We start from the raw sequence: 576 nt of genomic DNA, 5'->3' as shown, positions 1-576 counted from the left end.
CTGGTAGATCGCCCGCAGGCCCATGATCGCCATGAGCCGCCGGACCCGCTTGCGGCCCACTTCATGTCCCTGGCGGCGCAGATGCCATGTCATCTGCCGTGAGCCATAATAGGGCGTTTCCAAGAACTGGGCGTCGATCAGCCGCATCAGCTCCAGATTGCCCTCGCTCTGTGGCGCAGGCCGATAGTAGACGCCAGACCGGTTGAGATGCAGCAGCGTGCATTGCCGGATTATCGGCAGACGCGCTCGCTTCGGGTCAATCATCTGCCGCCTCTGATCACGCCCAACCGAGCAGAGGCATCGCGTAAAAAATCCCGTTCCACGAGAAGTTCGCCTATCTTCGCGTGCAGTTTCTCCACGTCAGCTGGGCTGACCGGGGGCTCAGCCACCGTCTTCCCGGAAAAGGTCGCCGCCATCCCCTCGATCGCCTGCCGTTTCCACTAGGCGATCATCGTCTGATGTACCCCATGTTTCGAAGCCAGTTCCGCCAGCGTCAGTTCCCCACGGATCGCCTCCAGCGCAACCCGTGACTTGAACTCTGCCGCATACCGTTTCCGCGTAACCTTGCCCATAAAA

At 60.8% G+C, this 576-nt stretch carries 1 pseudogene; it reads right to left on the bottom strand.

Annotation, left to right across the window (positions count from 1 at the left end):
* Positions 1-572 (bottom strand): annotated as a pseudogene (locus HKD31_RS15955) (IS3 family transposase); the annotation flags it as partial.
* Between the last annotated feature and the right edge of the window lie 4 nt (positions 573-576).

Origin of the sequence: Gluconobacter potus (assembly GCF_015244705.1) — a bacterium.
Lineage (GTDB): Bacteria > Pseudomonadota > Alphaproteobacteria > Acetobacterales > Acetobacteraceae > Gluconobacter > Gluconobacter potus.
The sequence above is the reverse complement of the archived record's forward strand: the minus strand, read 5'-3'. Positions and strand labels throughout refer to the sequence as shown.